Here is a 23,457-nt window from a genome sequence, read left to right on the forward strand (position 1 = left end):
GCCAACTGTCTTTAAGTATCTATTAGTCACTCTATTTAAAGTACCAACAGCCTTCAAGCACCTATTCATCATTCTATTTTAATATCAATCATCGAGTTTCATATCCACTTCATGGTTTACATAACTGAATTATTATCAAACTATTTAAAACTATTCTTATACAACTCTTAAACTAAGCTATAAAATTTAGTACAGTCGCACTTCATTTTATATTTGAATAACAATAGGTATTTATAATGGTCAAATTTATTTTAATCGCAGCAATTTTAATCGTCGCATTTTTCATTTTTCAATCTATGAATGCAGGAAAAAGCGCACCAGAAAACATTGCAAAAGGTGAGGTTTTCTTAGCTGAAAATGCAACTAAAGAAGGCGTGGAAACCACTGAGTCTGGATTACAGTATCTCGTACTAGAAAAAGGCGAAGGGACTGAGTACCCGACTGCAACAAGTAACGTACAAGTACATTATCACGGTACATTACTTGACGGTACGGTATTTGATAGCTCTGTCGATCGTGGTAAGCCAATTTCTTTTGGTTTAAATCAAGTTATTCCTGGTTGGACTGAAGGTGTTCAGTTGATGGTGGAAGGTGATAAGTTTCGTTTCTTCATTCCAAGTAAACTCGCTTATGGTAATCGTAACGCAGGTAAAATCACTGCTGGTTCATTATTGATTTTTGACGTTGAGTTATTAAAAATCAATAAATAAAGCAAGACTAATGCTGAGGTAAATGCCTCTAATTAATTGGCTTTAAAATAGAAACCTCTATGCACCTTATTAGATGCTTAGAGGTTTTTTATTAGAAAGCGATGAACTAGCTATGAATTTAAAAATCACAAAAAACACTAAAAAATACATTAAAAAAAGCAGTTAAAAATTTCTACAAAAAACACCACAAATAAAGCTTACTCACAAGGTGGCGCCATGTGAATGACAGCTAATCCTCCCTGTGATGTTTCTCGATATTTTTTGTTCATATCCTTCCCTGTTTGGTACATAGTCGCTATTACTTTATCTAATGATATCAGTGATTTACTGTTTCGTTTCAACGCCATTCTAGACGCATTGATTGCTTTCATTGCGCCCATTGCATTACGCTCTATACAAGGAATTTGTACTAAACCTCCAATAGGATCACAGGTCATTCCGAGTGAATGTTCCATTGCGATTTCTGCGGCAATACATATTTGCTCATTACTACCGCCACGAATCGCCGTTAAACCTGCTGCTGCCATGGATGAAGAGACACCGATTTCACCTTGGCAACCGACTTCAGCTCCTGAAATGGAGGCATTCATTTTGTATAACATGCCAATGGCAGCGGATACCGCTAAAAAATCTTTTAACTGAGTATTATCTATTTCACGGATATATTTGTTGTAATACATTAATACTGAGGGGATAACACCCGCTGCGCCATTGGTCGGCGAGGTAACAACTTGGCCACCAGAGGCATTCTCTTCACTAATTGCAAATGCGTATAAGTTGACCCAATCTAAAATACTCATTGGATCGTTATCAATCCCTTCACTGGCTTTGAGTGTTTTGAATAAAGCTGGCGCTCGACGTATTACTTTCAAACCACCTTCTAATATGCCTTCAGTTTGTAAACCACGTTCTAGACATAGAGAAATAACTTTCCAGATTTTGGTGGTTGTTTCATCAAGTTGTTGTTCAGTACAAAAGCTCAGTTCATTTTTTAACACTAACCCCCCAATGCTTAAGCCATTTTGGTCTGCTAGATTCAATAAACTTTCAGCGGAGTTAAACGGGAACGGCACCGTATTTTTAGGTGTTTTAATAGGGTTTAATAATTCTTCTGCTGTGCTAATAAAGCCGCCACCAGTAGAGTAGTAAGTATGCGAATCTATTTCTTGCTCGCCTTGATAAGCAATTAAACGCATGCCATTTTCGTGTAGAGGCAAGCTTTCACGAAGAAATTCAATATCAATATCTGGGTCGAAAGCAATTGAGTGCTGGTTTAAAAAAGGCAGTGTTTTTGTCTCTGATATTGCCTTTAATAGCAGATTAGCAGTATTAGTTTTAACAGTATCGGGTTTAAATCCCATTAACCCTAACATCAATGCTCGGTCTGTATGATGGCCTTTACCAGTTAATGATAAAGAACCGTATAACTGAACTTTTATATTAGTAATACGTGTTACAGCGTGTTGGTTAGCAGTGGCAAATAAATAAGCGGCTAACATAGGGCCACTCGTATGTGAGCTGGATGGACCAATGCCAATTTTATAAATATCAAAGATAGACAGCATAATAATTCCTAGGACTAGAAAGGGGGAGGAAGAGTGCTGACGGTCATGATAGTAAGTATTCATGATCGTAAACATTCATGGCAGTCAGTAGCAGGGCTTTTTTATCGTGAACGAATGAGCTACTTACTCTTGGTTTCGTCTTTTTGGCTTATTGACAGTGTAACTGATATTTCTGAGAGAATAATTGGCCGATTGTATTATCGGGTGCTACGTCACTTGCTAGCGATAATGTATATGCACGTAATTCATCTGACGCTTTAGGGGCGAGTAATTCATTCGTACATTGTGTTGCCAGTTGTTCAGATAGTTGAATATTACTTTTATCTAACCATGACATATCGACAAAGTAAGTTTCATCGTAGATATAGAGTTTGAACTTTTTATCTTTAAAAGCAATTGGGCTTGATAAGGGTAATTCAAAACTAAGCACTAGTTTATTACCATCTTGGATGAGTTGCGGGTGACGCGCTTCTTTATAGCGAACGGGCTCATTTCCGTCATACAAGTATGTGAAATAATGTTCGTTATACATATTGCCCACCACACCTTGTGCTAGCTTATGTAATGTTGCATCCTTTTTTTCAGGGCTTACATCTTCACCTTGTAGCATGTAAGTGGATGTTTCTGCATCAAATGCCCAAGTCATGTGTAAAGCAGTAATATGTGTGTCATCACTTTCGATGTAAGTGTTGGTATCAACCCATGCATGAGGGTGTGCAGTGGCGAAAACTGGAAAAAATAAAGTAAAAGGGAGTGCTACTTTTAAAGCTAACCCCTGAATTAATGAAGTAAATCTTGTGTACATATAGACTCTTTTTTATTTTTAGCATTCAATAACTTGAAAATAATACAGCAAAGTGGGGTTATTTTATTGTAAATGTTTTATGACATTTTATATCGCGACACTCACCTAAGCCCACTGGTATCAGTAATAAGCTATACGTTTACTTTTTAGCTTGTAGCTTTATTTCATGCTCGAATTCATCAGGGAAAAAGATTAATCCATTAAGGTCTTTATCGGGAAATACAACGATTGATAATTCATCTTCTTCTAATCCACGTGTCCAACGTTCAGACCATTTATCTAAACTTATTGCTTCTGCTTTACAATGTGCCCACTCTTCTGTTGCCCACTCTTCTGCAAACTCTTTGTTAGGCCATACAGGAACGCAATCTTCATCTTCCGTATTAAGCATAACGCAGCCGTGTTCATCTATTAATAACCAAATTTGTTTTTGTTTATTAACTTCTTTGCATAAGTATTGAAAGCGTTGTTGTTGATCAAACTTTAAAATTTCTTTAATACGTTGTGAAGTCAATTCGCTCATTGCATATCCTATCTATTATCAATTAAGTAACCCGTAAGCTTAAAGTAAATACTCTATTTTACTAGTATAGATTTACCTCTTATTAATAATTATTTGGAAGCGATAAAACCGTTATCTCATTATGCTAAGTTAAGGTTAAATAACGTGAAATTAATCCTATAAAAGCAAATGAAATAGTTAATTATGATTGTTTTATCTAGCTAAAGTTGATTTTTTTATAGTAATATATAAAAATGTTATAAAGTCATTAAACAGTGACTGAAAAATAATAAACTAATCTTAATTTTTTGATTTATATGAAAGAGTCAGCTTTATTCTCACTTTTTAACCACTATTTTCTTTCACTACTTATTATTTGCAAAGCAGATAACTTTATTTCCATTAAATATTAAAATTCTCATTTTGTCATTCAACGACAAAAATCTTAGGATAATTATGTTTCATAGTATAAAAGCTAAAATTATTACTATTTACTCTTTAGTTATGATTGCATTTACTTCTTTACTTTTACTCACCATTTTTCTTAATGAACGTCATCGTATGCTCGATTTAGAATTAGCAAAGTCTACAGAAATATCTCAAATGCATGCCAGTATGCTTAGCCAAGATTTTGCTAAAGATGTGTCGATATTAAAAGTATTAAGTGATGATTTTAAAACCGTTAGCAATGACAAAGAAAGTCTTGTTACCTTATTAAAAAAATTAATGTGGGTAGGTGACGGTGATTTCATTAATGCTATTTATGTGGATAAAAACTTAGATTTAACGGATGTTAATGGTCGTACGATGAAAGCCATTCACCCAATGTTTTTACGTGCAGATCAGTGGGACGATAAAGAATATTATATCTCTAACCCGATCCACAGTCGTTTTGCAGAAGAGCCGGTTATTATAATTTCTGTGCCTGTTCGAGATCAAGAAAATAAGTGGAGTGGTACTGTTGCTGTTGCCATGCCAATAACATTACTCCCTAAAAAATTATCCTCTATCAAATTAGGTAAAGAGAGTTATGCATGGTTGGTAGATGCAAATGGTTTAGTCGTTTCTCATCCTCTTAAAAACTTCATCTTAGTTAATAAAATATCCACCAATGTAAATCCTAAATTTCCTGGATTCAATGAAATAGTAAAGAAAACGCAATCACAAAATAATGGCTATGGAAGTTACATGGATAAAAATCTTGATGAATCCAAAGTAGTTACTTTCTCTAAGTTGGAATACTTGCCTGGTTGGATCTTATTTGTAACGACAGAAGAGTCGGAAATTTTTCGAGATATCTATGAGATTATATTTAACGTTTTAATCATTTCAGCTATTTTGATGGCAGTATTTTTAATCTTTATTAGTCAGTTATCTAATAAAGTAACTAAGCCTATTATTAAACTAACAAAAGAAATAAAAGCCTCGGTCAATAGCAAACATGATTATTTTGAGGGGGTTTATTCAAACGATGAAATTGGCCAACTTTCTAAAGCCTTTCAAAGTAGTTTTAAAAAAATACGTTCTCACACCGTGCATTTAGAAAAAATGGTCATGGAGCGTACAGAGGAGATATCTTCTAAGAATGCATTGCTGAGCGAACAGAATGATAAGCTTGAAGAGCTTGTTTCTAAAGACCCTTTAACTCACTTGTATAATAGACGTGCCTTTATATCGTTGCTTGATAAAGAGCTTGCAAGAGCTAAAAGACACGGTTCAACGATTACACTGGCTGTGTTAGATATTGATCACTTTAAAGCGGTAAATGATAATTTTGGACATAATGTTGGTGATGAAGTCTTGTGTACCTTTGCCAATAAACTCACTGCTAATATGCGTGCTGAAGATCTGATTTGTCGTTGGGGTGGTGAAGAGTTTGTTATCTTATTATGGGAAGCAACGGCTGACGGTACCTTTAATAGAATGGATATGATGCGTGAACAAATTTCACAACTTCACTTTGATGGTGTAGGAAAAGTGACGTTTAGTACCGGCATGGCTACTATGAAAGAAGATGAGGAATTTAAAGATTGGTTACATCGAGCAGATGAAGCTCTCTATAAAGCAAAAGAAACGGGCAGAAACAGAATTGTAAAAAGTTAAAGCATTACTCCACTTTTAAAGTCAAATACAGAATAGTAACTCCTCCGTATTTGACTACTTATTGACATTTAACCTATTTATTTCCTAAGTTGTAGAACTTTTTATATTTATGTAGGTCTCACCAGCAGTATTTGAATCAACTAATTTAAATTTTAAGTTTAATATTCTTTTGTCTTATGAAGAAATAATAAAAGATTAAAAATTTAGAAAAAGTAATTCTTAACAATTCAATTAACTAACGGAAATAACCATGATCAAATTAAAATATTTAACAACTTCAATCATTGCTTTAACAGCTGTATTTGCTTTAGCTGCATGTGATGATAAACCTGAAACGACAACAAGTGAAAAGGTAGACGAAGTAGCCGCTGATGTAAATAATGCAGTTAAAGAAGCAGGTGAAAAAGTAGATGAAGTTGTTCTTGAAGCAGGGCAAGCAGCAGACTCTGTTGGTGAAGAAATGACTGAAATGGTTAAAAACGCTGATGATGCTGCTGAAAATACCGGTAAAAATATCAGCGATATGGCAACTGATGCTGGTAATTCAGTAAACGATGCAGCTAATAACGCAACTGACAAAGCCAGTGAAATGGCAACAGATGCTAGTAATACAGTAAATGGTGCAATTAATAGTACAACGGATAAAGCAAGTGATATGTCTACAGATGCGGTTAATGCACTTGAAGATGCTTGTGAAAGTGCTAAAGAAGGTGTTGCAGCACAAAATACTGATTGTTAATTAGTATTGTCGCCATATAACATATGCATTAATTGCACAGTGTAATGATATTGCTTTATAACTGCATAAGATCATATATATAGCCTCATGACCATATAAAATGGCGATCACATAATCTTACAACCATAAAAATATTCGTATTTTTATGGTTGTATCTATTATATAAACCCTCGTTACTCCTTGCTATGTACTCCAAGGCTGAACCTGCCCAATAATAAACCTTCAGAATAATAGCTATCATATACAAATGTTTAAGCCTCTTAATTCCTTATAGTATTATTTGATAATATGAAGATTTAACTTCTTTAACTTCTTTAATTTTTGAGGTCTTTCGTTATCTAAAAAACTATTATGTTTAAAAGGTAAACTAATACCAATCTAAGTAACTATATAAGTAACTATCTAGTCATTTATGCTTGTTAAAATGAATGCTAGCTTCGTTGTTGATTTTGTAATGAGAATCTAGCTACTGCAATCAACGCCTTGCTACCATCCATTTTACCTAACGCCTAAATAGACCATTTATTTATCCAGATTGGTATAAAAATGATGCTTTAAAATTAAGCTCATTATATTTATTCAAATAGTTAAGCTTTTATGTTTGATAATTAAGATTCTTGCTATTTTTTTATTAAACAATCTATTAATGATAATATTAAATAAATATAAATAAAAAAGCGTATAGATGTGATACTTTCTATTTCTTTAGAACCCAATTTAAAATTTTTAGGTTGTATGCTAATCATGGAGAGAATAAAGCATGTCTGGTTTTTCTGAGAAATTACATATTGAGCCCCATTATGGCGTTGTCGTTCATCGCGATTTTGAACCTCTGTATAGTGATGATAATTATGCTCGTTTTTATGGCTATCAGAATGCTGAAAGCATTTTATCGCTTACTAGTATATTAGAATTGATTTCACCAGAGGAGCATTCAAAAGCACTAGAGGTTTATAAAAACCTTATGTCAGGTAAACAAAAACCAGGTGTTCGTACCTATAAAAATATTGATAAAGAAAACAATGAATTAACAGTACTCGCGATTGATAATATTATTGACTGGGAAGGTGCCCCTGCAATGCAGGTGATTATTATTGACCTAAGTTATCAGTTTGAAATGCAGCGTAATTTGACCTTAAGCGAAGAGCGTTATCGAGTTTTAGTCGATGGCTCAATTCAAGGTATTTTGGTACATAATAATTTTAAACCGTTATTTTGTAATGATGCTTATGTACAAATGTTTGGTTTTGAGAACGAACAAGCACTATTAAATAGTAAAACTATTCTTTCGTTAATTCCTTCTGAATATCATGAGCAAGCCTACCGAGATAATAGATCATTACTTTCTGGGGTTGAAAGTGTTATTAAAACGGAAAGTAAAGGAATACGTCTTGATGGTTCAATTGTATGGGTGAGTTTATTATCAAGGACGGTTGTCTGGGATGGCGAACCTGCTACGCAAATAACGGTAATGGATATCACTGAACAACAATTACTGCGTGAACGTCTCGAGCATAGAGCGAACTACGACGTATTGACCAACCTATTAACACGTCGTGCATTTAATGAATTATTAGCAGAAGAGTTTACTTATGCACAACAGCATTCAAATGCTTTGTGCTGTGTATTAATTGATATCGATAACTTTAAAAATATTAATGATCAAAATGGTCACCATAGTGGAGATTTGGTACTTAAATCGTTTGCTAGTACCGCTAAAAAGAACCTTAGAGAAAGTGATTTTATCGGTCGTTGGGGAGGTGATGAATTTGTACTTATTTTACCTAAAACTGATATAGAGCATGCAAAACTCATTGCAGATCGTCTTTGTAATGATTTGGCCAATTTATCCATTGATATTGATAATGGAAGTTTGAGTTTCTCCGTGAGTATTGGCGTATCATCTTTATCAAAAAAAGTGCATAACGTCGAGACGCTGTTATCTGAGGCAGATAAAGCATTATACCAAGCGAAGCATCAAGGAAAAGGGTGCGTTGCTATTGTTTCTTAGTAGATTTTTTATATAAGCGTAAGCATAGGAATAGCGGAAAACATTTATCTCGTCAGTCAATTCCTTTCGAAAGAGAACAGCTGAGTGAGCAGCTAGTTTTTGATAATAAAGTTTATCTATAGATTATCTTTTTAAAGGGAAGGGGTTTAAAAGCATTATTCCTCTGTACCTTCAAAAAACCTTCAAAAAAAAACCTTCAAAAAAGAACCTTCCAAAAAATAATATTTCTCAAATAACACTTTTATTTGATCTATTTTTATACTTAATAAGTATATATAGATGTTCACATTTGTGATGTAAGTTACCGTTTAAATCATTGTAAAAATAATAATATTGATTGAATTAACGATAATCGTATTAGTGGCATCAAGATTATAAAAGAACGGGTTTAATAGTGTTGATAATTAATTATAAAGATATCAACAATATAACGTCCATTAAACTGAATATCGAACAATGTAATGGTAATTAGTCCGCTGTTGAATCTTAACTAAAACTAAATAACTTACTAGTAAAGGTCTTTTCTACTTGTTGCCTACAATGACTTTGTTATACTTGCCGAAATTTAGTGCTTACTCAGACTTTTTTGATTTGAATCACATTAGATGCTTTGAAAATAAAGTAGGGCGTTTAAGTTTAAATCGTTTATTTTTAATATTTTCACATAACTACTAAGGCGAATGCTTTTGAGTTTATTACATTATATGCAAATAAAAGTGCCATCTATGTTAAATAGATTACATTCGAGTGCGCGATATATTTTTGTAGAACGAAAGTTATTGTCTATATTGATTCTTTTATTAGTAAATTCGAGCATGTTGTTTAGCGGTGTCGTTGAAAATGCGAGTGAGTTAAGCTCATTTTTAACTGAAGATACTTTATCTGAGTCTTCGCTAGTGAGCATCTTTAATTTTTTATCTGATCCTGAATTATCTGGCCAATTACTTATTGGCTTATGCTGGTTAATATTTCTATTTTTTTCAGCCCGCCGTACCGCTATTGCTTTGCAAAAAGCGGCCTTTGCTACTAGTGAAACACTTCAGTCCTTTATTGGGCTTAATACTCATGGTTGCCGTGCACCACCTCTGTAATTAGTTGAACGCTAACTGTTATTTATATCCTTTAATTCATGTTGAGCTTTATTTTTAATATTACTCATCTTTAAGTTATATAAAAACGGTCTTTTGCGATTCAACCAACTCTCTTAATTTTCTCATTATTTTAATCGCTAGCATTTTCTATCGATGATAAAAATACACTGGGAAATTATCTACTCTGTTGTTTTTAAACTACTTATTTTTTAAACAACATCTTTCAACATTTAGGTTATACCAATTTAGCTTAATTAAATTGTTTAACATGACGTATTAAAAATGAGCAAGTACAAGGTGTTGTTAATCCCAATAGTGAGCTATTAGGATTGAAAACAGTGTTATCGCCCATTTTGATAAGTGATGTTTACAAAATAATGATGCTGATAGGTATTAGTAGGATAGTCCATTGTTAATTCGCAACCTTTGTAATATCGCGTTAGCTAGTACAGTGCTGGCATTGTCTGGCTGTTCAGGCGGAGTACTTGACCCAAAAGGTCAAATTGGTATTGATGAGAAGAACTTAATCATCATTGCTACTGTACTGATGCTGCTTGTCGTGATCCCCGTTATTGTGATGACTTTATATTTCGCATGGAAATATAGAGATACACAAACTCATGAAATTTATGCTCCGAAATGGGCTCACTCAAATAAAATCGAAGCTTTTGTTTGGGCTGTGCCAATCGTTATCGTGATTATTTTAGGTGTCATTACTTGGGAATCAACCCATAGTTTAGACCCTTATAAACCGATCGAAGGGAAAGGTAAGCATCTTACTGTTGAAGTCGTTTCATTAAACTGGAAGTGGTTATTTATTTATCCTGAGCAAGGTATTGCGACGGTAAATGAATTGGTGTTCCCCGCTAATGTGCCGGTTGAATACAAAATCACGTCAGAAAGTACGATGAACTCATTCTTCATTCCGCAATTGGGTAGTCAAATTTACTCAATGGCCGGTATGGAAACTAAGTTGCATTTAATTGCTAATGAGCCAGGTACCTTTAAAGGCTTCTCTGCAAATTACAGTGGTGCGGGTTTCTCTGGTATGAAATTTAATGCAATTGCAACGCCTACCCAAGGTGATTTTGATAAATGGGTAAGTGATGTAAAAGCAAAGGGTAATAAACTGACTAAAGCTAATTATTACGAATTAGCTAAAGCAAGTGAAAATAACCCAGTAACCTATTACGGCGATGTTGATAAAGGGTTGTTCCACACCATTATCATGAAATATATGCCAGGTATGAAAGACATGAAAGGTATGAAAAAAATGACTGATATGCCTCATGACATGGCTGAACATTCAGCAACACCATCTATTAGCCAAGGCGAGGAATAAGTATGTCGTTTTTAGGTAAATTATCTTTAGATGCAATTCCGTACCATGAACCAATTCTTGTGTTCACAATGGCTGCCATTGCTATTGGCGGACTTGTTCTTTTTACTCTTATTACAAAATATAAAAAATGGGGTGTACTTTGGCGTGATTGGATCACCTCGGTGGACCATAAACGTTTAGGTATCATGTACATCTTCGTTGCTTTAGTGATGCTGTTCCGTGGTTTCAGTGATGCCATCATGATGCGAACTCAACTTGCGCTTGCAACAAGTGGTGCCCCGGGGATTTTACCTCCAGAGCATTACGACCAAATATTTACAGCGCATGGTGTTATTATGATCATCTTTATGGCTATGCCATTTATGATTGGTTTAATGAACATCATCTTGCCGCTGCAAATTGGTGCACGTGATGTTGCTTTCCCATTCTTAAATAACTTAAGTTTTTGGTTAACAGCCAGCGGTGCGATTTTAATTAATATTTCACTTGTTTTTGGTGAGTTTGCTAAAACAGGTTGGGTAGCTTATCCGCCACTATCGGAGCTGACGTTTAGCCCAGGAGTCGGAGTTGATTATTATATTTGGGCCTTACAGATATCTGGGCTTGGTACGTTATTAACTGCAGTTAACTTTTTAGTGACTGTATTTAAAATGCGTGCGCCAGGTATGACTTTGATGAAAATGCCAATTTTTACTTGGACTTGTACATGGGCTAATATCTTAATTGCAGCGTCATTCCCAATATTAACCGCCGTGTTAACAATGTTAACGCTTGACCGTTATTTAGGGTTCCACTTCTTTACCAATGATGGTGGCGGTAACGCCATGATGTACATCAACCTATTCTGGGCTTGGGGTCATCCTGAGGTATACATTTTAGTCTTACCTGCTTTTGGTATTTTCTCTGAAATTATTTCTACGTTCACTTCTAAGCGTTTATTCGGTTATACATCGATGATATACGCAAGTGGCGCGATTTCGATTTTAGGCTTTATTGTTTGGTTACATCACTTCTTTACCATGGGGTCGAGTGCCAACGTTAATGCTTTCTTTGGTGTGATGACGATGGTTATTGCGGTCCCAACAGGGGTGAAGCTTTTCAACTGGCTATTTACTATTTACCGTGGTCGTTTACAAATGACTGTCCCAGTAATGTGGACACTTGGGTTTATGGTTACCTTTACGGTAGGCGGTATGACAGGTGTGTTATTAGCGATACCAGGTGCCGATTATGTATTACATAACAGCCTATTCTTAATTGCACATTTCCATAATACGATCATTGGTGGTGCGGTCTTTGGTTACCTTGCTGGCTTTTCATTTTGGTTCCCTAAAGCAATGGGCTTTAAACTCAACGTACGTTGGGGTAAAGCAGCTTTCTGGTTCTGGATTGTTGGGTTCTTTGTTGCATTTATGCCGCTTTACGTACTTGGTTTCTTAGGTATGACGCGTCGTTTAAACCACACTAATAACCCTGATTGGAATATCTGGTTATATATCGCTGCTGGCGGTGCTGTACTCATTATGTTCGGTATTATTTGTCAAGTTGTTCAATTATATGTGAGCTTTAGAGATCGTGAAGCGCTTGATGATGAAACGGGCGACCCATGGAATGGTCATACGCTTGAGTGGGCGACATCGTCACCTCCACAAGCTTATAATTTTGCTGAGATCCCTGAAGTACATGACATTGATGCATGGACAGATATGAAAGAAAAGGGACAAGTTTATCAGTCTAAAGCAAGCTATGAACCTATTCATATGCCTAAAAATACTGCTGCTGGTGTCTTGATGGGCCTAACATTAACTATCTTCTGTTTCGCTATGATTTGGCATGTTTGGTGGTTAGCGATTGTTGGTTTAGTCGGTGCTATTGCAGTATTTATTAAACGTTGTTACAGCAATGATGTTGACTATTACGTGCAACCAGAAGAAGTTTTAGCAACAGAGAATGCCTTCAACTTAAGCGGTTCGGCTAAAAATAACAGTAAGGGGATAAAAGCATGAGTACGTTATCTATCAACGTAGAGGCTGAAAATACAGCACTAGCCTCACATGATGATCATGCACATGAGCATCATGATACTTCTGGCGATACTGTATTTGGTTTTTGGTTATATTTAATGACCGATTGTCTTTTATTTGCTTCGTTCTTTGCTACTTATGCCGTGTTATTTATGAATACGGTTGGCGGAGTGTCCGGTAAAGATATTTTTGAACTTGATTTTGTTGCCGTTGAAACTGCTGCGTTATTGATCAGTAGTATTACTTTTGGTTTTGCGATGATTTGCGCACAAGGACAAAAGAAAGCACTCACTTTAATGTGGTTAGCGATCACTTTTTGTCTAGGTGCTACCTTTATAGGTATGGAAATCTATGAATTCACTCACCTTATTGAACATGGTAATGGCCCGCAGGGAAGTGCTTTTTTAAGCTCATTTTTTGCTTTAGTTGGTTTACATGGTTTACATGTAACAGCGGGTTTAATTTGGATGGCAATAATGATGATCGAAGTTGCACGCCGTGGTTTAGGTAAACCAACCGTGACACGTCTAATGTGTTTAAGTTTATTTTGGCACTTCTTAGACATTGTTTGGATTTGTGTATTTACCGTTGTTTATTTAATGGGAGTAATGTAATGAATCATAACGAAACACATGATGATGCATCTCACGGTACCGTTAAAGGTTACCTAATTGGTTTTGTGTTAGCGGTTATTTTGACAGTCATTCCGTTTTATATGGTAATGACAGGTGACTTTTCAAAAGTGACTACGTTATGGACCATTATTACGTTAGCTATTGTGCAAATTTGGGTACATTTAAAGTATTTCTTACACCTTAATTTCATCACTGAAGATGGAAGAGCGAGTACGTTCTCGTTCTTATTCAGTGCCTTGATTATCGTCATGGTAGTGGGATTATCTGTTTGGATTATTTACGAATCTAACGCAATGATGATGTACTAATTTAAAGTAACTGATAGTTTGTAAGAAGAGGTTAAAGATGTTTCGTCGTTATTGGAGTGTGACTAAACCTGGCATTATCATGGGAAACTTCATCAGTGTTGCGGGCGGTTTTTTGCTCGCATCAAAAGGTGATGTAGACCTTTGGTTAATGACAGCTACGTTAATTGGCTTGTCGCTCGTTATTGCTTCGGGTTGTGCTATTAATAATGTGATTGATAGAGATATAGATATCAAAATGGCACGAACTCGTACACGAGTAACCGTGACTGGCGAGATGTCTGGAATGACTGCTTTATGTCACGGCATTGTTCTAGGGATAATAGGTTTCGGTCTATTAATTGCCTATACAACACAAGTTGCTGTGCTTTTTGCTGCCTTTGGTTACTTTATTTATGTTGGTGTATACAGCCTGTATATGAAACGTAATTCAGTGTATGGCACGTTTGTCGGTAGCTTATCTGGCGCAGTGCCACCCGTTGTTGGCTACTGTGCTGTGACTGGCCAATTTGATACGGGTGCATTGATACTATTAGTTATGTTTAGCTTATGGCAAATGCCACACTCATATGCGATTGCTATTTTCCGCTTTAAAGATTACCAAGCGGCGAATATTCCTGTGTTACCAGTAGCGCAAGGAATTGATAAAGCAAAACGCCATATCGTGTTGTATATCGCAATATACACGTTAGTTGTGATGTTATTGCCAATCAATGGTTATACGGGAGCTGCCTTTATGGCCGTCGCTTGTACCACTAGTTTTTGGTGGTTGTTAATGGCATTGAGGGGCTACCGTCGTAATATTGATGTTAGTGGGTGGGCTCGCCAAGTGTTCGCCTTCTCTATTATTAATATTACCGCTTTGAGCATTGCTATGGCGGTGGATTATCAGAGTATGGCACCACATATAATTGGGTTTAACTAACCCAATCTTTCGCTCTTTTTATTACGAAGAGCGATATGTAAATGATATGAATAAAAAGGCCTAGGGTTAACACTCTAGGCCTTTTTTCTTGCCTAATGACTATTGCTTCTTCACTACTTGAATCACTCTAGTGAGTGATTCACCCAAGAGACAAGTGTTTAAACTTATAAAGAAAAAGTAATGAAGATATTTACTGTATTGAATAACAAACTAAACGAGCTAAGAATAGACAAGAACAGCATATTCAATATCTTTCAAGCGATCTAAACTCGTTTGAACTAATACTTAAAATACGGCGTTATTCACAACCAACTTTCCATTATTCAGAACAGGTTTATTAACCAGAGCTAGTTGTTATTCAAGGTCAGTTTGTTATTCAATACAGTGAAATGATATTTGTATAAAGAAGTAAAGGCGAGGTCGAGTCGAGGAAGTTAATAGGCTGCTATTGGTCCTTAACAGCCTATTAATTTTATTATTTAGGTTGGTTAAGCAGCGCTTTAATCTCTGCAATATTAACTATTTTCTCATCAATTTTTAAATAAGCTATCGCTTCAGTGAATACAATCGTTGCTTCAATGACACCTGGCATATTAATTAATTGCTCAGCTACTTCACCTGCTTGCTTTTCATTTTCAACATTAATGGCAAAGCTGAAGTTTTTCGATTTTTTAAGTGGCTTCATGCCCAGCGTGACTAATAACCATATTGCGCTAATAACAGCCATGACTAAGAATATAGTTTGCTCACCAAAACGACTGGCGATTAGACCGCCTAAAACACCGCCCGTAAATGCACCTAAAAACTGACTACTAGAATAGATGCCCATAACACTACCTTTCACACCAGCAGGTGCAATTCGCGATAGGATGGAGGGCATAGTCGCTTCTAAATAATTGAATGCAGTGAAGAACATAATCACTAATACCACTAAACTTGCAAAGCTCATCGGTAAATACCATAAAAGGAACAGAGCCAATGTCAGCAATAAAACGGAAGCCGATAACATTTGTTTCTCTTTCTGTTTTTTGATTGCATAAATCATGAATGGCACCATGAAAAAGAATGAGCCAATTAACGTAGGTAAATATAATTGCCAATGATCTTCAAGCATTAAGCCACTAGCAACAAACTGCTTAGGCAAAGTAATAAAGCATGCAGTCATCGCCATATGGAGAGTAAATACACCAAAGTTTAGACGTGATAATTGAGGGTGACGAACCAATTTTTTAAGCTGTGCAGGTAAAGCAACACTATCCCCCCGAGGAGCTTTATTAACTGAGTGAGGTACCATGAATTGAATCAATAGCATGGCTAAAATCGTCAGTACAGCGATAAACCAAAATAAACCACTCAAACCAAAAGCTTTCGCTACGATGGGGCCCATTACCATTGCTATGGTGAATGATAAACCAATAAACATACCAATCGTTGCCATTACTTTCGGGCGTTGCTCTTCACGGCTTAAATCAGCTGCTAATGCTAATATTGCACTGGCAATTGCACCAGTGCCTTGTAGTGCTCGACCGAATACTACGCCATAAATAGTATCTGACATTGCTGCAACAACACTACCTAAAAGAAAAATTAACAAGCCGATTAAAATAATTGGTTTTCGACCGTACTTATCAGACAAAATACCCATTGGTATCTGTAACATCGCTTGTGTTAAACCATAAGCACCAATTGCTAAACCAATCCACATCGGGCTGTATCCTGCTAATTGTTCTCCATAGATAGCAAAAACAGGTAGGATCATAAATAGGCCAAGCATACGAAGACCAAAAACAGCAGCAAGCGAAAATGCTGCTTTTTTTTCAATACTATTTAAACCAGAAGCTCTCATAAAATATTTTAACTCTATTGTAGTGAAACCCTAGGCATAGGCATATGTCAGGAGGGAATTTCATTTTATCATGCAACCACGGTCAATCAACCTCAAACTCTTTGAGGTTAAGTTCTTTTACATTCATTAATCTTTTATTGATCAGGCTTTATAGCCCAAAGCATTAAAAACCAATCAAGCTAAAAAATAAAAATGATGATTGTCATCGAATGTGCATAATTGGTGTTTATTTGAAGTCTGATTTTCTTGTAAGAGGTCATGAGTAAAAAAGTAAGTGGCAAGATCTTAAATTATATTTTTATAGGTCACTTAATCTATTTTTAATTGAAGGTTTTATTAAACCTTTGATTTTATCTATAGCGACAGCAAGTAATTAAACTTTAAATTGAAGATATAAAAAAAGGCGTAATAGAAATTAATCTATTACGCCTTTTTACAATATGGTGGCCCTTCCCCGACTCGAACGGGGGACCTGACGATTATGAGTCGTATGCTCTAACCAACTGAGCTAAAGGGCCTAAATTTGTTCGCTGATTATATAAGCTAGTTTTTTAACTGTCTAGCTTATTGCGTTTGATTGCTTATTTAATCAGCGTTAAAGATAAGATTTATATAACAAAATGTATAAACCTTACTTTAATGGCAAAGTTTACTCGTCTAAGAAGCTACGAAGTTGTTCGCTGCGACTTGGGTGACGAAGTTTACGTAGTGCTTTTGCTTCGATTTGACGAATACGTTCACGTGTAACATCAAACTGTTTGCCCACTTCTTCTAACGTGTGGTCAGTATTCATATCGATACCAAAACGCATACGTAGTACTTTAGCTTCACGAGCCGTTAAGCCTTCTAATACATCATTAGTTGCATTTTTTAGGCTTTCGCTTGTTGCGCTATCAACCGGTAATGCAATGGTTGTATCTTCAATGAAATCACCTAAATGTGAATCTTCATCATCACCAATCGGTGTTTCCATTGAAATTGGCTCTTTAGCTATTTTCAATACCTTACGAATTTTATCTTCAGGCATCATCATGCGTTCAGCTAATTCTTCAGGCTGTGGCTCACGACCCATTTCTTGTAACATTTGACGAGAGATACGGTTAAGCTTATTAATCGTTTCAATCATGTGTACAGGAATACGGATTGTACGCGCTTGGTCAGCGATAGAACGAGTGATTGCTTGACGGATCCACCATGTAGCGTATGTTGAGAATTTGTAACCACGACGGTATTCAAATTTATCAACGGCTTTCATTAGACCGATGTTACCTTCTTGGATTAAATCTAAGAACTGTAAACCACGGTTGGTGTATTTTTTAGCAATCGAGATAACTAGACGTAAGTTAGCTTCAACCATTTCTTTTTTAGCACGACGAGCTTTAGTTTCACCAATGCTCATTGCACGAGATATTTCTTTTAAGTTAGTAATACTAAGTGTGCTTTCCACTTCGATTGCTAACATTTTACGAATACAACGCTCTAAGTCTTCTTCAGACTCTTTAATACCTGCAACGAAAACTTCGTTGCCTGATAATAGTTTTTCTAACCATGCGCTGTTCGTTTCATTGCCTTTAAACATTTTAATGAAATCTGCTTTAGGCATTTTGCACTGTTCAACACAGATTTTTAGAATTAAACGTTCTTGAACACGTGCTGCATTCATATTACCGCGTATCAGTTTTACCATACGGTCAAACTGTTTAGGGATAAGTTTAAATTGTTGGAAGTATTCAGCTTGTTCGCTAATTGCAGTTAATGTATCTGCATGTTTACGTCCATTTTTTGTAATTGATTTTTCAACAATGTTATTTAAACGACGTAGCTCTGCAAATTTCTCAGCGGCTTCTTCAGGACAAGGACCTTTAGGACCTTCTTCCTCTTCTTCGTCATCTTCTTTATCAGCATCGTCATCTTCTAATTCTTTTTCTGATAATTCAGAACCGATATTAGTTGCACTAACTGCTTGAGTCATATCATCATTTGGATCAATGAAACCGCTGATTAAATCAGTTAATTTCATTTCTTCAGCTTCGTAGCTATCGTAGTTATCTAATAAGTTACGGATAGTTGCTGGGTATTCAGAAACTGAATTTTGTACTTCTTTAATACCTTCTTCGATACGTTTAGCGATAACAATCTCGCCTTCACGTGTCAGTAGTTCTACTGTCCCCATTTCACGCATGTACATACGTACTGGGTCAGTTGTACGACCAATTTCTGATTCTACAGTCGCTAGCACTTGTGCTGCGGCTTCCACTGCATCTTCATCAGGTTCGTCGTTATCTGTACCAGATAAAATAAGATCATCTGCATCAGGAGCTGTTTCAACAACTCGGATACCCATGTCATTGATCATTTGAATGATATCTTCAATTTGCTCTGAATCCACGATATCTTGCGGAAGGTGATCATTCACTTCTGCGAAGGTTAAGAAGCCGTTCTCTTTACCTTTAATGATCAATTCTTTCAGTAGAGATTGAGGTGTTTGCGCCATAGGTACCATCCAAAAAGTAGTCGTAAAATGTGGTGTAAATGGGAAAAAATATAAGCGCTCGAGTATACGCTTAAATTGATTTTTATGCTAATCCCATTAATCTTATTTTTGTTCTATGAAAAGTTGTGCTAGTTGCACTCTTTCCTCTTTTGTTAAAACCTCGCCCTGTCTGGACTTTTGTTTCAAAAATTCAATACGTTGGGTGAAGTATTTTGATAAAAAAGTATCTAATATATCAAAGAAAAACTCTTCATATTTATCTTCTTTTATTTGATTATCCCAAGTTGCTAAGGTAATTAATTGTTTTTCTTCGGGATAACCTCGCCAATGCTCTATTAACGTCCCTGTATTTATATGGGGGGCATTTCTACACATTTCAAGTAGTGTATTCAAAAGATTTATCCCAGGTATTTGTATCTCTTTAAATTCAGGTATTTCAGGTAATTGATAAGCCATTTTTGGTTGTTGTAGTAATAGAGAAATCGCTAAACGCATCGGTGTTATTTTTTGTGATGTTTGCTTTCTTTCAACTGTTGTAGCGGCAGGTAATAATTTTTTTAATCCTTCTTTTTCAATGCCTAATAAGCTAATTAAGCGTGTTTCCATCATTTGTCTAAACACTGAATCAGGTAATTTAGTGAGTAATGGAATTGCTAGCTGTGCTAATTTTGATTTACTATCGGCACTGCGCATATCAACTTGTGATAATAAGTGCTGATATAAGAAATCAGATAAAGGCATTGCTTGATCGATAAGCTTTTCAAAAAAGGCTTTACCTTCTTTTTGCACTAAACTATCAGGATCTTCTCCGTCAGGTAGGAACATAAAGCGTAATGTTCTGCCATCTTGAATAGAGGGCAGGGCATTTTCAAGTGCACGCCAGGCAGCTGTTCGTCCTGCACTATCACCATCAAAACAACAAACAACTTCACTGGTTTGTCTAAATAATAATTGAATATGATCTGGCGTGGTCGCTGTGCCTAAAGATGCAACGGCGTAGTTAATATCAAACTGCCCTAATGCAACTACATCCATATAACCTTCAACGACTAAGATACGTTGAACGTCTTTCTTGTATTGTTTGACTTGATATAAACCATAAAGTTCTTTGCCTTTATGAAATATAGGTGTTTCAGGTGAGTTTAAATATTTTGGTGTTGTATCATCAAAAACGCGTCCACCGAAACCAATGACTCGACCACGTCTGTCATGAATTGGAAACATTAAGCGGTCACGGAAGCGATCGTAACTACCACCACTATCTTTACTGATCAGCATACCTGCATCAACTAATTGCTGTTCAGTTTGTTTGTTTATTGCAAACTTTTTGCGTACTTCATCCCAACCATCAGGGGCATAACCAATTTGAAAGTATTTAGCTGTTTGACCTGATAAGCCTCGACTTTTTAGGTAATTGATCACTTTTTCGCTATTACTATGTGTACGCAGTTGTTGCTGGTAAAAACGAGTGATGTCACCCATTAATTGATAAAGATCTTTTCTGTCAACGTAAGTGGGTGTTGATTGTGTTTGTCCTGAATCTTCTCGAGGTATGTCAATGGATAATGATTCTGCTAGTACTTCAACCGCATCAACAAACTCAATACCGTCATATTCCATTAAAAAAGATAAAACGTTACCGCTGACACCACAATTGAAACAATGGTAAAACTGTTGATCTGGACTTACTGAGAAAGTTGAATCGTTATTACCATTATGGAAAGGACAGCGTGCACGGTAGCTTTTGCCCTTTTTCTTCAATTTAAGGCGGCTGTCAATTACATCAACGATATCAGTGCGTGAGATTAGATCGTCAATGAAATTTTTAGGAATACGGCCAGCCATTTTTGAGTCCTGTAGGTAGAAAAGTCAGTAGTATACTCGTTACTATTATAACGATACAAGATAACTAAACTGAATATATTATAGAGAGAAGTTTACTGTCATTGGTTCAATCAATATTGATATTTATTTGAAACGGTTAATGCTAGGAATAATAACTAATAAACCTTAAGGGATTAGTTTTTTACTTTACAAATTTATCTATTAAAACAAAAAAGCCCCAGACTTAAATTAAGCTGGGGCTTTTTTAATCAGAGACGAGGAGTGATGTCTACTTTAAGTTTTCTCTTACAAGCGAACTAACTTGAGCCATATCTGCTCTTCCCTGAATGTCTTTTTGGAGTAGCCCCATCACTTTACCCATATCTTGCATGCCTTGTGCACCAGAAGATGCTATTGCTTGCTTGATAAGTGTTTCAACTTCTTCCGAAGTGAGTGCTTGAGGTAAAAACTCTTCTAAGATAGCAAGTTCTGTTTTTTCAATATCAACAAGATCATGTCTGTCAGCTTTTTCAAACTGGCTAATTGAATCTTTACGTTGTTTTACTGATTTAACTAAAACTGCCGTAACAGCATCGTTATTCAGCTCAACTTGATCGTCGAGTTCAATTTGTTTCACAGCGGCTATTAATGAGCGGATAGTCAATAAACGGACTTTATCCTTTGCGCGCATTGCAAGCTTTTGCTCTTCTTGTAATCTTATTTTTAAAGACATCGAGAACCTTTAACTATTCTAGTATAGACGAACGCGACGAGCGTTATCACGAGAAAGTTTTTTCAAGTGACGTTTAACAGCTGCTGCTTTAGCACGTTTGCGAACTGTAGTAGGTTTTTCGAAGAATTCACGTTTACGTGTTTCTGCTAAGATACCTGCTTTTTCACAAGAACGTTTAAAACGACGTAGTGCTACGTCAAATGGTTCGTTTTCACGAAGTTTAATTACTGGCATATGCCTATTACCTTTATGGTTACGGTCGTAAATTGACCAGTGCATTTAAATTGGTGCGAGATTTTAATCCTATTTAGGGGATAATGTAAAGAAATTCCGCATTAATTTTAATTAAAAAAGTATAAAGATCCTAATGATCTTCAGATCTGCATTTTATAATGAAGATCGTTAAAAAAAGCAATCTTTACTGTGCTTTTCCGCTAGAATGCGTTTAATTTTTTATTTAGTTTTTTATTTTATCTGGGTAACGTCTCTTAAGTTAGCCTGATATTACTGCTATGAGGTTGTTTATTATGCGAATTTTGGGCATTGAAACATCATGTGATGAAACGGGTATTGCCGTTTATGATGATCAACAAGGTTTATTGTCTCACCAATTATATAGTCAAGTTAAGTTACATGCTGATTATGGTGGTGTTGTTCCTGAATTAGCTTCTCGAGATCATGTTCGTAAAACAATTCCGCTTATTAAAGAAGCACTTGAACTGGCTAACTGTACTAAAGATGACATAGATGCCATTGCTTATACTGCTGGGCCTGGTCTGGTAGGGGCGCTGTTAGTAGGCTCTTGTATTGGTCGTAGTTTAGCTTTTGCGTGGGATAAGCCTGCAATCGCAGTACATCACATGGAAGGTCACTTACTAGCGCCTATGTTAGAAGAGAATAAACCTGACTTTCCGTTTGTTGCATTATTAGTGTCAGGTGGGCATACCTTATTAGTCCAAGTTGATGATATTGGTGAATATACTTTATTAGGTGAAAGTATTGATGACGCTGCTGGTGAAGCTTTTGATAAAACAGCTAAATTATTAGGATTGGATTACCCCGGCGGACCACGTTTAGCTAAAATGGCTGAGCAAGGTATTGCTGGTCGTTTTAAGTTCCCACGTCCGATGACTGATAGACCTGGTTTAGACTTTAGCTTTAGTGGTTTAAAAACCTCTGCAGCTGTTACGATTGCACGTGAAGGTAAAGATGCTCAAACACAAGCTGATATTGCTTATGCTTTTCAAGAAGCGGTTATTGATACGATTGCAATAAAATGTAAGCGTGCTTTAAAACAGACTGGCTTGAAACGTTTAGTGGTTGCTGGCGGTGTTAGTGCCAATACGGCTTTACGTGAACAACTTGCTGCTACGATGAAAAAGTTAGGCGGTGAAGTGTTTTATCCTCGCAGTGAATTTTGTACCGATAATGGTGCAATGATTGCTTATGCTGGGATGCAACGTCTTAAAGCAGGGCACACGCAAGGGTTAGAAATAAAAGCGAAACCACGTTGGCCTTTACAAGATTTAGAAAGTGTCAATGCTTCGCAGTAGATAACCTATATTTAGACAGTCTATATTTAGAAAATTTATATTAGAAAGCTTATATTTAGAAAACCTATATTTAGAAAGTAGTGTTTAAGCTAGTTAACTTGCTTAAACACTACTTATCATTATTGCTGATAACCTCAAATACTCGTGTTTTCGTCTTAGCAACAAATTAAATCAAACTAAATCAATCAAACTGACTAACCTTTCCAATGTAAGTACCTACACTAATTATCTAAATTAAGTCTCTAAGTTA

Annotated in this window: 19 protein-coding genes and 1 tRNA gene; 11 read left to right on the top strand and 9 right to left on the bottom strand. The window is 35.9% G+C overall.

Going from position 1 to position 23,457, the window contains the following annotated elements; translation table 11 throughout:
* Window positions 1–236 precede the first annotated feature (236 nt).
* Complete coding sequence (locus tag SP041_RS05035; RefSeq protein WP_025564684.1) at window positions 237–710, top strand: FKBP-type peptidyl-prolyl cis-trans isomerase; 474 nt, start codon at window positions 237–239, stop codon at window positions 708–710.
* 197 nt (window positions 711–907) lie between these two features.
* On the opposite strand, the gene SP041_RS05040 is transcribed toward SP041_RS05035, so the two are convergent.
* From SP041_RS05040 to SP041_RS05050, 3 genes are all read right to left on the bottom strand, one after another.
* On the bottom strand, window positions 908–2,275 hold the full coding sequence (locus tag SP041_RS05040; RefSeq protein ID WP_025564683.1) for an L-serine ammonia-lyase: 1,368 nt from the start codon (window positions 2,273–2,275) through the stop codon (window positions 908–910).
* A 148-nt stretch (window positions 2,276–2,423) separates the two neighbouring features.
* Window positions 2,424–3,080 carry a DUF1007 family protein gene (locus tag SP041_RS05045; RefSeq protein WP_025564682.1) on the bottom strand — a complete coding sequence of 219 codons (657 nt, stop codon included), beginning with the start codon at window positions 3,078–3,080 and terminating at the stop codon, window positions 2,424–2,426.
* Between the two features lie 139 nt (window positions 3,081–3,219).
* The gene (locus SP041_RS05050; RefSeq protein WP_025564681.1) at window positions 3,220–3,603 is read right to left on the bottom strand and encodes a DUF2750 domain-containing protein; all 384 of its coding nucleotides are present in this window, start codon (window positions 3,601–3,603) and stop codon (window positions 3,220–3,222) included.
* A gap of 435 nt (window positions 3,604–4,038) precedes the next feature.
* Here SP041_RS05050 and SP041_RS05055 point away from each other — a divergent pair, with 435 nt between their 5' ends.
* The 9 genes from SP041_RS05055 (at window position 4,039) to cyoE (ending at window position 14,757) form a co-directional block, all read left to right on the top strand.
* Window positions 4,039–5,685: a diguanylate cyclase gene (locus tag SP041_RS05055; RefSeq protein ID WP_025564680.1), complete on the top strand. Its 1,647-nt coding sequence runs from the start codon at window positions 4,039–4,041 to the stop codon at window positions 5,683–5,685.
* Window positions 5,686–5,935: 250 nt separating this feature from the next.
* Window positions 5,936–6,424, top strand: a complete 489-nt coding sequence (locus SP041_RS05060) for a hypothetical protein (RefSeq protein WP_025564679.1) — start codon at window positions 5,936–5,938, stop codon at window positions 6,422–6,424.
* A gap of 760 nt (window positions 6,425–7,184) precedes the next feature.
* A complete protein-coding gene (locus tag SP041_RS05065) occupies window positions 7,185–8,435 on the top strand; it encodes a sensor domain-containing diguanylate cyclase (RefSeq protein ID WP_025563778.1) in 1,251 nt (416 codons plus the stop codon).
* Between the two features lie 725 nt (window positions 8,436–9,160).
* Window positions 9,161–9,526: a hypothetical protein gene (locus tag SP041_RS05070; protein ID WP_137297444.1), complete on the top strand. Its 366-nt coding sequence runs from the start codon at window positions 9,161–9,163 to the stop codon at window positions 9,524–9,526.
* Between the two features lie 409 nt (window positions 9,527–9,935).
* Window positions 9,936–10,868 carry a ubiquinol oxidase subunit II gene (gene cyoA, locus SP041_RS05075; protein WP_025563774.1) on the top strand — a complete coding sequence of 311 codons (933 nt, stop codon included), beginning with the start codon at window positions 9,936–9,938 and terminating at the stop codon, window positions 10,866–10,868.
* Between the two features lie 2 nt (window positions 10,869–10,870).
* Entirely contained in the window at window positions 10,871–12,874 is a 2,004-nt protein-coding gene (gene cyoB / locus SP041_RS05080; RefSeq protein WP_025563772.1) for a cytochrome o ubiquinol oxidase subunit I, read from the top strand.
* On the top strand, window positions 12,871–13,506 hold the full coding sequence (cyoC, locus tag SP041_RS05085) for a cytochrome o ubiquinol oxidase subunit III (RefSeq protein WP_025563771.1): 636 nt from the start codon (window positions 12,871–12,873) through the stop codon (window positions 13,504–13,506). Before cyoB ends, cyoC begins: the two co-directional genes overlap by 4 nt.
* Window positions 13,506–13,835, top strand: coding sequence for a cytochrome o ubiquinol oxidase subunit IV (cyoD, locus tag SP041_RS05090; protein WP_025563770.1), 330 nt, complete (start codon window positions 13,506–13,508; stop codon window positions 13,833–13,835). Before cyoC ends, cyoD begins: the two co-directional genes overlap by 1 nt.
* A gap of 37 nt (window positions 13,836–13,872) precedes the next feature.
* A complete protein-coding gene (cyoE, locus tag SP041_RS05095; protein ID WP_025563768.1) occupies window positions 13,873–14,757 on the top strand; it encodes a heme o synthase in 885 nt (294 codons plus the stop codon).
* A gap of 475 nt (window positions 14,758–15,232) precedes the next feature.
* On the opposite strand, the gene SP041_RS05100 is transcribed toward cyoE, so the two are convergent.
* The 6 genes from SP041_RS05100 to rpsU form a co-directional block, all read right to left on the bottom strand.
* On the bottom strand, window positions 15,233–16,603 hold the full coding sequence (locus SP041_RS05100; protein ID WP_025563766.1) for an MFS transporter: 1,371 nt from the start codon (window positions 16,601–16,603) through the stop codon (window positions 15,233–15,235).
* A 441-nt stretch (window positions 16,604–17,044) separates the two neighbouring features.
* Window positions 17,045–17,121 (bottom strand) — tRNA-Ile (locus tag SP041_RS05105).
* A 131-nt stretch (window positions 17,122–17,252) separates the two neighbouring features.
* Window positions 17,253–19,097 carry an RNA polymerase sigma factor RpoD gene (gene rpoD, locus SP041_RS05110; protein ID WP_025563764.1) on the bottom strand — a complete coding sequence of 615 codons (1,845 nt, stop codon included), beginning with the start codon at window positions 19,095–19,097 and terminating at the stop codon, window positions 17,253–17,255.
* 102 nt (window positions 19,098–19,199) lie between these two features.
* Window positions 19,200–20,942, bottom strand: a complete 1,743-nt coding sequence (dnaG, locus tag SP041_RS05115; RefSeq protein WP_037048546.1) for a DNA primase — start codon at window positions 20,940–20,942, stop codon at window positions 19,200–19,202.
* A 268-nt stretch (window positions 20,943–21,210) separates the two neighbouring features.
* Complete coding sequence (locus SP041_RS05120; protein WP_025563762.1) at window positions 21,211–21,654, bottom strand: GatB/YqeY domain-containing protein; 444 nt, start codon at window positions 21,652–21,654, stop codon at window positions 21,211–21,213.
* An 18-nt stretch (window positions 21,655–21,672) separates the two neighbouring features.
* Window positions 21,673–21,888, bottom strand: coding sequence for a 30S ribosomal protein S21 (gene rpsU / locus SP041_RS05125; protein ID WP_025563760.1), 216 nt, complete (start codon window positions 21,886–21,888; stop codon window positions 21,673–21,675).
* A gap of 293 nt (window positions 21,889–22,181) precedes the next feature.
* On the opposite strand from rpsU, the gene tsaD reads away from it, so the two are divergent.
* Complete coding sequence (gene tsaD, locus SP041_RS05130) at window positions 22,182–23,207, top strand: tRNA (adenosine(37)-N6)-threonylcarbamoyltransferase complex transferase subunit TsaD (RefSeq protein WP_025563758.1); 1,026 nt, start codon at window positions 22,182–22,184, stop codon at window positions 23,205–23,207.
* The last annotated feature ends 250 nt before the right edge of the window (window positions 23,208–23,457 follow it).

The sequence above is a fragment of the Psychromonas sp. SP041 genome, from assembly GCF_000470315.2.
Lineage (GTDB): Bacteria > Pseudomonadota > Gammaproteobacteria > Enterobacterales > Psychromonadaceae > Psychromonas.

Excerpts from the sequence above, each read along its gene's own strand:
- cyoE (WP_025563768.1), top strand. The coding sequence starts at position 13,873 with ATGTTTCGTCGTTATTGGAGTGTGACTAAACCTGGCATTATCATGGGA.
- SP041_RS05060 (WP_025564679.1), top strand. The coding sequence starts at position 5,936 with ATGATCAAATTAAAATATTTAACAACTTCAATCATTGCTTTAACAGCT.
- SP041_RS05040 (WP_025564683.1), bottom strand. The coding sequence starts at position 2,275 with ATGCTGTCTATCTTTGATATTTATAAAATTGGCATTGGTCCATCCAGC.
- SP041_RS05035 (WP_025564684.1), top strand. The coding sequence starts at position 237 with ATGGTCAAATTTATTTTAATCGCAGCAATTTTAATCGTCGCATTTTTC.
- SP041_RS05070 (WP_137297444.1), top strand. The coding sequence starts at position 9,161 with ATGTTAAATAGATTACATTCGAGTGCGCGATATATTTTTGTAGAACGA.
- dnaG (WP_037048546.1), bottom strand. The coding sequence starts at position 20,942 with ATGGCTGGCCGTATTCCTAAAAATTTCATTGACGATCTAATCTCACGC.
- cyoB (WP_025563772.1), top strand. The coding sequence starts at position 10,871 with ATGTCGTTTTTAGGTAAATTATCTTTAGATGCAATTCCGTACCATGAA.
- SP041_RS05050 (WP_025564681.1), bottom strand. The coding sequence starts at position 3,603 with ATGAGCGAATTGACTTCACAACGTATTAAAGAAATTTTAAAGTTTGAT.
- SP041_RS05065 (WP_025563778.1), top strand. The coding sequence starts at position 7,185 with ATGTCTGGTTTTTCTGAGAAATTACATATTGAGCCCCATTATGGCGTT.
- tsaD (WP_025563758.1), top strand. The coding sequence starts at position 22,182 with ATGCGAATTTTGGGCATTGAAACATCATGTGATGAAACGGGTATTGCC.
- rpsU (WP_025563760.1), bottom strand. The coding sequence starts at position 21,888 with ATGCCAGTAATTAAACTTCGTGAAAACGAACCATTTGACGTAGCACTA.
- SP041_RS05120 (WP_025563762.1), bottom strand. The coding sequence starts at position 21,654 with ATGTCTTTAAAAATAAGATTACAAGAAGAGCAAAAGCTTGCAATGCGC.
- cyoC (WP_025563771.1), top strand. The coding sequence starts at position 12,871 with ATGAGTACGTTATCTATCAACGTAGAGGCTGAAAATACAGCACTAGCC.
- rpoD (WP_025563764.1), bottom strand. The coding sequence starts at position 19,097 with ATGGCGCAAACACCTCAATCTCTACTGAAAGAATTGATCATTAAAGGT.
- SP041_RS05055 (WP_025564680.1), top strand. The coding sequence starts at position 4,039 with ATGTTTCATAGTATAAAAGCTAAAATTATTACTATTTACTCTTTAGTT.
- SP041_RS05100 (WP_025563766.1), bottom strand. The coding sequence starts at position 16,603 with ATGAGAGCTTCTGGTTTAAATAGTATTGAAAAAAAAGCAGCATTTTCG.
- cyoD (WP_025563770.1), top strand. The coding sequence starts at position 13,506 with ATGAATCATAACGAAACACATGATGATGCATCTCACGGTACCGTTAAA.
- SP041_RS05045 (WP_025564682.1), bottom strand. The coding sequence starts at position 3,080 with ATGTACACAAGATTTACTTCATTAATTCAGGGGTTAGCTTTAAAAGTA.